Below are 8,251 nucleotides of genomic sequence, written 5' to 3'. Positions count from 1 at the left end.
GGACTTACACCCGTTAGATAATGCTCATGCCGAGCGTACAAAGAATATCCCCTTGCACATGCAAAGCAGCATGTACAAGGGGATTGAAAGTCCTTTATAGGAAATATTCTTGCTAAAAATTATGCAACGAGTGCGCTACCAATCAAGAAGGTTGCAGCCAAAGCAACGATTGCATAGAGTTCGGGGAATACGGCAAGAATCAACGTATTGCTAAATACATTGTGTCCCTGTCCGATTGCTGCGATACCGTTTGCACAAACTTGTCCCTGACGGATAGCGGAGAATAAAGCAACCAATCCCAGAGCAATACCTGCACCAAGCACTGCTGATGCCTGGATAGGTGTAATTTCAGGAGTCAAAATACCGAAGATTGTCTGAAACATGAAATAACCTGCAAAACCATAAAGACCCTGTGTACCCGGAAGAGCTGTCAATACCAGGAAGTTACCGAATGCACTATCATTCTTCTTCAATGCTCCGATAGCAGCATTACCTGCAATAGTTACTCCGTAAGCACTACCGATGCCCGACAAACCAACCATAATCGCGATGCCAATGTAGGCGATAAACAAATTCATTTCCATAATCTTATTCTATTTTTTATTGTTTAATTCTTAAAATATTAATTCTCAATTTCTAATTCTTAATCTTCAAATTTTCAATTTCTGAACGGTTTGTACTCTTTGCCGCCTCCTTCATATCCGGAGTTCTTGAAGAACTCAACGAACGTCAGACGCATCGGGTGAACCATTGCACCCAGCACATTCATAAAGATATTGATGGCATGACCGATAACGAAAATCAGTACCATAACAATCGGGCCTGCTATTACATTATCCGGACTCATACCTACTGCCAGGCTGTTGAATACTCCCGCCAAAATACCTCCGGAAAGTCCGAGGGCAAACAGACGAACGTAAGACAATACATCGCCAAGCAAACCGGTGACCATATTATATGAATCCCATAATCCCAGTCCGATATTCAGGAAAACATTCTTTCCCGGACTGTTATAAAGGAAGATCATAGCAGCCGAAACACCCAGAATAACCAAATGCACTGTACTTCCCATCGGCATTACCTCCGGCAACAAAGCCGAAACTGCCATGGAAACCAGCAGGATGATCCATCCGATAGTTGCCACTGCATATTTGAAACCAAACTGAATGGTCTGATTCACCGCCTTCAACACCATACCGAATAGTATCTGAATAGCTCCCAATATCAACGATAATTGGAACATATCATTGTTATCCATCAAGACGGCATGTTTCAGACGTTGAACAATCGGCCAGTTCAAATCGTAGATATTCGCTCCGAAAAACGTACCTGTCAGCAAACCGCAGAAGAATGTTGAAGCAGCCAATACCTGTATCAATGAAATGATCGACTTCATCGACGGAGTCACTTTCTTCGCCATCAACCGATAGGCCGTAGCTCCCAGGAACAGGAACACCCCATATCCGGAATCTCCCAGACAAAGTCCGAAAAAGACCATAAAGAACGGGGCAAAGAACGGAGTCAAGTCCAATTCATTATACTTCGGAAGCATATACAACTTACAGATCGGTTCGAACCAGGCAAAGAATCCCTTATTATTCAATCGAATAGGAACATTATCGCCCGGCATCGGATCGGTAATCTCATAATATACATGTGCGTCATTCAGGTAAGCCTCTATTTCCACTTGACTGAATGCAGGTGCCCATCCTTCAATTAACATCAGTTTGTCACCGGCAGTCTGTTCGGAACTTAACACCACCTTAGAGAACTCAATCTGGCTTTGCAACTCTTTCAGAACAGCCTTCAAGGAAGGAATTTCTGTTTCGGAAAGCGTAACCAGCTTCTTTTCATTCTCTTCAACGGCCTGTTCGGTCGTATTGTAAAGCGTTTCAAGGTGTGCCAAAGAGTATGCAGGTAATTTCGCCTGTTCTACATCCAAATCCACTTCCTGCCCGCCTTTCGTCAGAGTCACGAAGAATACTTTAGAAGAGATGCGGTTCACAATCATTGCATTGTATTCCGTTTCCCACTCTTCCTTGTAATTTCCTTCCGAACAGCTATAAAAACCGATCACATAACCGGCATCTTTCAGCTTCTGAACATTGTCCGGTTCAAAGTTGCCCCAGGCTTCCAGCGCTTCTTTCTCTTTGGAATAGCTTTGCAACTGCTGCGACAGCTTTCCATGCTCTGTTTGCAGGGCATCCACTTCGTCCAGCACTTGCATACCACGGGCAGCCGTTCCGCCTTCCGTAGCAATTACGGCATTCTTTTCATGCTTCTGATTCTGAAGCAACTTCAAGGTAGCCGCCAAGCGATTGGAAAGACGAATATTCTCCTGCAACTCCGTGTTATCGGCAGCCCCCTGTTGTTTCTCCACAATATGGACTACCCCAAGTTCACGCAGACTGTTCAGGAATTCTTCATACTCTTTGTGATAAACCAGGAATGTGAGTTTCTTCATTTTTGTAATCATGCCTCTACCTCCTTCCTTTTTTCTTGATGGGACTTCATGATCTTTTGCGAAGATTTCGACAAGTTTTCTTCATCTTCCATGAATCGTTTGATCTTTCGCAATGCATCCTGATAGCCCGGTATCTGCACCTTCTCAAAAAGGTTCACCTTTTGAGTGGTCTTTTTCCTTGCATGTTCTAACAAGTTCAGCTTGGCGAGCATAAATTCTCGTTCAATTGCCGTATGAGCCAGCTCTTCCAATAGATGGATACCGTCGGCATACCATTTGGGAGCATTAAACATACTGTACGGACGTATCTCGAATTCTACATTTTCGAGCAACGGTACGCGCACACCCGCAATCTTTTTCACGCCAAGATGAACATCATTCACCTTTATTAATGAAGCGTCAAACTCATTCCAAAGGGCGAACATGGCTTCATAGGCTTGAATTTGTTGTTCGAGCCTATCCTCCAGATCGGCAGCTTCCGTTTTACAGCGTTTCACTTCCATGCGGAGGGCGCTTTCCTTATTCTTAATAATAGGAAGCGTACGCACCCGCACTTTCAGTTGCTTTTCGAGCTGCTGAAGAGAGGTTTTGTTATATTGAAACTTTATAGCCATCTCGTTGATTTACTAATTTAACAATTTACGATCAGACGATTGAAATTACTTCTTATAAACATATATAATCCGTCCACTATCATCCTAATAGCAAATCGTCTAATTGTCTAATTATTTTGTTTCGGCCAGTATTGATCCACCAAGTCTTTCTTGATATTCACTTCTTCCGGACGGAAATATTTACCGAACAAGCCCCAGGCAACGTCCAGCATTTCAGTAGTATCAAGATTGACATCAATAGCCAACAACTGATTGGAATAGTCCTTCGCAAAAGCCAACGTACGTTCGTCGTAGTTGGTCAGGTCAAAACCATTTTCCATCTTCGTCTTAGCGTTAGCGGCATCGGCATACAGACGTACAGCGGCATTCATCACTTGCGGATGGTCCTTACGTGTCTTCTTACCGGTTACCAGCTGTTTCAAACGAGACAATGAACGGAACGGGTCAACAATTACCTTACCGATATCACTATCACGACGCAGGAACAACTGACCTTCAGTGATGTAACCCGTATTATCAGGTACAGCGTGCGTAATATCTCCACCGGACAAAGTAGTCACCGCAATAATAGTGATTGAACCACCGGAAGGGAACTGCACCGCCTTTTCGTAAATCTTTGCCAAATCCGAGTAAAGCGATCCCGGCATAGAGTCTTTCGAAGGAATCTGGTCCATACGGTTAGATACGATTGCCAACGCATCCGCATAGCTCGTCATATCCGTCAATAGTACCAGCACTTTCTCATTATTATTTACTGCAAAATACTCTGCAGCAGTCAATGCCATGTCCGGAATCAACAAACGTTCTACCGGAGGATTTTCGGTCGTATTCATGAAACTCACGATACGGTCCAGCGCACCTGCATTAGAGAACACATTCTTAAAGTACAGGTAGTCGTCATTCGTCATACCCATACCTCCGAGGATAATCTTATCCGTTTCAGCACGTAAGGCTACATTTGCCATTACCTGATTAAAAGGCTGGTCGGGGTCGGCAAAGAACGGAATCTTCTGACCCGATACCAGTGTATTGTTCAAGTCGATACCGGCAATACCCGTTGCAATCAGTTCCGACGGCTGTTTACGTCGAACCGGGTTCACAGACGGACCGCCAATTTCCACTTCCTGTCCTTCAATGTCCGGACCTCCATCAATCGGATCACCGAAAGCGTTGAAGAAACGTCCGGCCAGCTGCTCACTCACTTTCAATGTAGGCGATTTGCCGAGGAATACTACTTCGGCATTAGTCGGAATACCCTCCGTACCTTCAAATACCTGCAAAGTGACATCGTCACCGGCAATCTTAACCACCTGTGCCAGTTTACCGTCCACAGTGGCAAGCTCGTCATACCCCACTCCTGTCGCTTTCAGCGAACAAGTAGCCTTGGTAATCTGAGTAATCTTGGTATATATCTTTTGAAAAGCTTTTGTTGCCATCTTTGATAATTAAAATTATAAATTAAAGATTATGAATTGACACTTCTTTCGGCAATCAATTCCTTCAGTTGTTTCTGGAATCCTTCATACTGTTCCGATTTGAACTTCGAGTAGTTCATCTGCTTACAGACATTAATCATCTTCTTGAAGTAATCCATTACTTCGTTGAAGTTATCAAAGTCAAATTCCGTATGACAGATGTCGATTATCATGTTCAGAATATCTTCCTGACGTTCCATCGGAGTTACCGCATCAATTTCATCAAAAGCATCCTGTTGCAAAATAACAAAGTCAATCAATTCTGATTTCCAGAAAATCACATGATATTCTACCGGTACACCATCATCACCGAGGATATTGATCTGTTCGGCAATTTCCTTACCGCGCTGTAAACGGGTTTTCAGTTCGTTTACCTTTCCAATCCATTCATCGTTGATATGACCTTTGATATACTCCTCAAATTCCGGGTATTCGATATATTTTGAATAAGAATCAATCGGATTCACTGCCGGATAACGTTTCTTATCCGCACGATCCTGTTCCAAAGCATAAAAACAACGAGCTACTTTCTTCGTATTTTCAGTCACCGGCTCCTTCAAGTTACCACCCGCAGGAGATACCGTACCGATAAACGTAATAGAACCCGTTTCGTCATTACTTAGTTTTACATATCCCGCACGACCGTAGAAGTTGGAGATAATAGCCGAAATATCCATCGGGAAAGCATCCGGCCCAGGCAATTCTTCCATACGGTTGGACATCTCACGCAAAGCCTGTGCCCAACGGGAAGTAGAATCCGCCATCAACAAGACTTTCAATCCCATGGAACGGTAATATTCCGCCAGTGTCATTGCTGTATATACAGATGCTTCACGGGCAGCTACCGGCATGTTGGAAGTATTCGCAATGATGATAGTACGTTCCATCAACTTACGTCCCGTATGCGGGTCTACCAGTTCGGGGAACTCGGTAAAGATTTCCACCACCTCATTAGCACGTTCACCACAAGCCGCAATGATAACGATATCCGCTTCCGCCTGTTTAGAGATAGCGTGCTGAAGCACTGTTTTACCAGTACCGAACGGACCGGGAATAAATCCCGTACCACCTTCCACAATCGGATTCAGCGTATCAATCACACGTACACCAGTCTCCAACAATTTGAAAGGACGCGGTTTCTCCTTATAATTCGTCATCGCACGTTTCACGGGCCATCTCTGAATCATAGTCACAGGAATATCATTTCCTTCTTCGTCTGTCAGGATAGCAATTGTATCTTCTATCTTATAATCACCTTCCGGCATGATTGTTTTTACGGTAGCCGTTCCTTTCATAGTGAACGGAGCCATAATTTTCAGCGGCTGAAAGTTTTCATCCACCTGTCCCAACCATGCAGAAGCCTGCACTTTGTCACCTACATTCGCCAAGGGTACGAAGTGCCATACACGTTCTTTATCCAACGGATATGTATATTGTCCTCTTTTCAGGAAAACTCCATCCATCTTGTCGAGGTCATTTTGCAGACCATCATAGTTTTTCGATAGCATACCCGGGCCTAATGTCACCTCAAGCATGTGTCCTGTAAATTCGGCTTCGGCGCCCACTTTCAGTCCACGTGTGCTTTCAAACACCTGAACATATACATGTGAACCTACAACCTTAATCACCTCCGCCATCAACTTATCGCCACCGGTCGAGATATAACAAATCTCATTCTGAGCTACCGGTCCGTCAACGACGAGGGTCACCATGTTGGCAATAACGCCACTAACAGTTCCTTTTGTTGCCATATATTTTTTTTATTTTATTATCTGAATTCTGCAGGAATCTGCACTTCGTTCTTCAGCGATTCGATAATGCTTCTGAACAACTGATTACCTCTTTCCTTATCCAGTGAAATCCACCGTTCAATCATTTCCAGCTTCAGCAGGAAAGCGAAAATACGTTCGATAGTGAAATAGTCGAAGAAAATAGCATCCTCCATCCAATTCCACCGCAAAGCATCCAACTTCTTCTCACGCTCCACCAGTTCTGTAATCTCACTGATTTTCACTAACGATTCAAACACATCCACTTCACCGGACAATCCGAAATCGCGGGCACTCGATGTACGCAATGCTTCGCATACTTCCGTATTTCCCACAACGTTGGAAGCAATATCCCATTTGAATTTACGGCTAGTAAATGCAACAAGAATATTATTGATGTTCAGGTTGAATTCAAACCAGGCAGAAACGAACTTATTCCCACAGTTCATCGCATACTCATAATATAGAGCAGCCAGATGATCTTCGTGCAAAACCGTACTTTCAGCCGGAGTATTCAGATAATCAGTAATAAAAGTGGATAGATAGACCGGAAATTCTTTAGGACTGATTTCTCCGCCTTCTCTCAGAATAGAAATATATTCAGAGAGTTCTTCAGCAGAGTAGTTTCCCCGTTTGTCGATTTCCGCTTCTTTATCTTTGAGAAGTTTCAGCACATTTGCATTATCAAACTTCAGATAAAACAAGTCAATCAACTTCTGGTCTGAAGCAGACAATCCATCGTAGATTTCAGTTTTAAAATCGGCTACTGTATAGCTCAGTTTGCTGTCTTCCAGCGAAAGTTCCGGCAAACCTGCTACCAAGTAATAGTACTTACTACTCATAGTCGCTTCTTTTAAAATAGCATTTCTACTAATTGAGGACGCAAGAACGCTTTGAAGTAATTCATGAATTCTTCTTCTCCGAAGTTCACCTTATACGAACCGTCCGCCGGAGAAACAGTGAACAGAGTTTTGATACCATTTACTTGCTGAATGGTCACCCCCTTGTCTAATAAAGCTTTTGCATGAGCTGCAAAATACTTTTTCAGTGATTCCGCATCGGCTGTTGAGATGACGATAGGCTCGTCTACACTCCATTTGGATGCCAATGCTACGATAAACGCATTCAGATAATCTTTATCCTGAGCGAAATCTTTCACGGAAGCGGTTATCAACTTATCAGTTACCATCGTAGCCACCTCAGATTTGAGTGCATTCACAGCCTGACCGGCAAATAGTTTTAACTCTGATTTAGTATTCTCTGCCAACTCATCAGCAGATTTACGAGAGGAGTTTACAATTGATTCTGCCTCCTTGCGGGCATCCTCAATGATTTTCTTAGCTTCTTCCTGAGCATTCGCGATAAGTCTCTGCGCTTCCTCGTTTCCTTTTTCCACGCCTTCACGATAAATCTTATCGGTCAACTCTTGAATTTTGTTTTCCATATTAACAGGAGAATTTAGTATTATTACTATATTAACTTAACTGTGTGTCCTTTATCAGATTCTCGCCAAATTTACAAAAATCAATTTGATAAAAAAGAGAAAGAAGAAAAGAAAAAGAACCGTTTGCGAAAAAATCACAGTCCTACACCTATTTTGTTCCGATTTAGTCCTTTTCCTATTACTAAATGACACATTTACCGGATTTTTCAAGCCGATAAACAAATATAAGAAATCCAAAAGACATTTGGAAACATGTAGATACTTAAAACGGCAAATGGGATATTAATACAAGATTAAATAACAAAAGCTATCGGTATTTCACCAAATTCATAAAAAACAGGAAAACAAGCTGGCGGAAGTTGAATATTGATAAAAACAGAAGTGATAAAACACAGAAAGCCCCTTGATTCAGAATGAATCAAGGGGCTTCTTAAAAATGGCGGCTACCTACTCTCCCACTGTTACGCAGTACCATCGGCGTGACG

General features: G+C 42.9%; 7 protein-coding genes. All 7 read right to left on the bottom strand.

Translation table 11 applies throughout. The features are described 5' to 3' along the window. Positions 1 to 119: 119 nt before the first annotated feature. The 7 genes from DXB58_RS27325 to DXB58_RS27295 all read right to left on the bottom strand — a co-directional run bounded on the left by DXB58_RS27325 (position 120) and on the right by DXB58_RS27295 (position 7,766). Positions 120 to 584 carry a V-type ATP synthase subunit K gene (locus DXB58_RS27325; RefSeq protein ID WP_004297644.1) on the bottom strand — a complete coding sequence of 155 codons (465 nt, stop codon included), beginning with the start codon at positions 582 to 584 and terminating at the stop codon, positions 120 to 122. 74 nt (positions 585 to 658) lie between these two features. Next, a complete protein-coding gene (locus DXB58_RS27320) occupies positions 659 to 2,476 on the bottom strand; it encodes a V-type ATP synthase subunit I (protein ID WP_122138862.1) in 1,818 nt (605 codons plus the stop codon). Next, positions 2,473 to 3,078 (bottom strand): V-type ATP synthase subunit D, encoded by a 606-nt coding sequence (locus DXB58_RS27315; protein WP_004297640.1) that lies wholly within the window; start codon positions 3,076 to 3,078, stop codon positions 2,473 to 2,475. The genes DXB58_RS27320 and DXB58_RS27315 overlap by 4 nt, the downstream gene beginning before the upstream one ends. A gap of 107 nt (positions 3,079 to 3,185) precedes the next feature. Next, the gene (locus DXB58_RS27310; protein WP_004297639.1) at positions 3,186 to 4,514 is read right to left on the bottom strand and encodes a V-type ATP synthase subunit B; all 1,329 of its coding nucleotides are present in this window, start codon (positions 4,512 to 4,514) and stop codon (positions 3,186 to 3,188) included. A gap of 29 nt (positions 4,515 to 4,543) precedes the next feature. Further along, positions 4,544 to 6,304 (bottom strand): V-type ATP synthase subunit A, encoded by a 1,761-nt coding sequence (locus DXB58_RS27305; RefSeq protein WP_004303858.1) that lies wholly within the window; start codon positions 6,302 to 6,304, stop codon positions 4,544 to 4,546. A gap of 17 nt (positions 6,305 to 6,321) precedes the next feature. Next, positions 6,322 to 7,164, bottom strand: coding sequence for a DUF2764 domain-containing protein (locus DXB58_RS27300; RefSeq protein ID WP_008999645.1), 843 nt, complete (start codon positions 7,162 to 7,164; stop codon positions 6,322 to 6,324). Between the two features lie 11 nt (positions 7,165 to 7,175). After that, on the bottom strand, positions 7,176 to 7,766 hold the full coding sequence (locus DXB58_RS27295; protein WP_008999644.1) for a V-type ATP synthase subunit E family protein: 591 nt from the start codon (positions 7,764 to 7,766) through the stop codon (positions 7,176 to 7,178). Positions 7,767 to 8,251: the final 485 nt, after the last annotated feature.

The organism is Bacteroides sp. OM05-10AA (assembly GCF_003439055.1).
Lineage (GTDB): Bacteria > Bacteroidota > Bacteroidia > Bacteroidales > Bacteroidaceae > Bacteroides > Bacteroides intestinigallinarum.
This window is presented reverse-complemented; position numbering and strand designations above follow the sequence as displayed.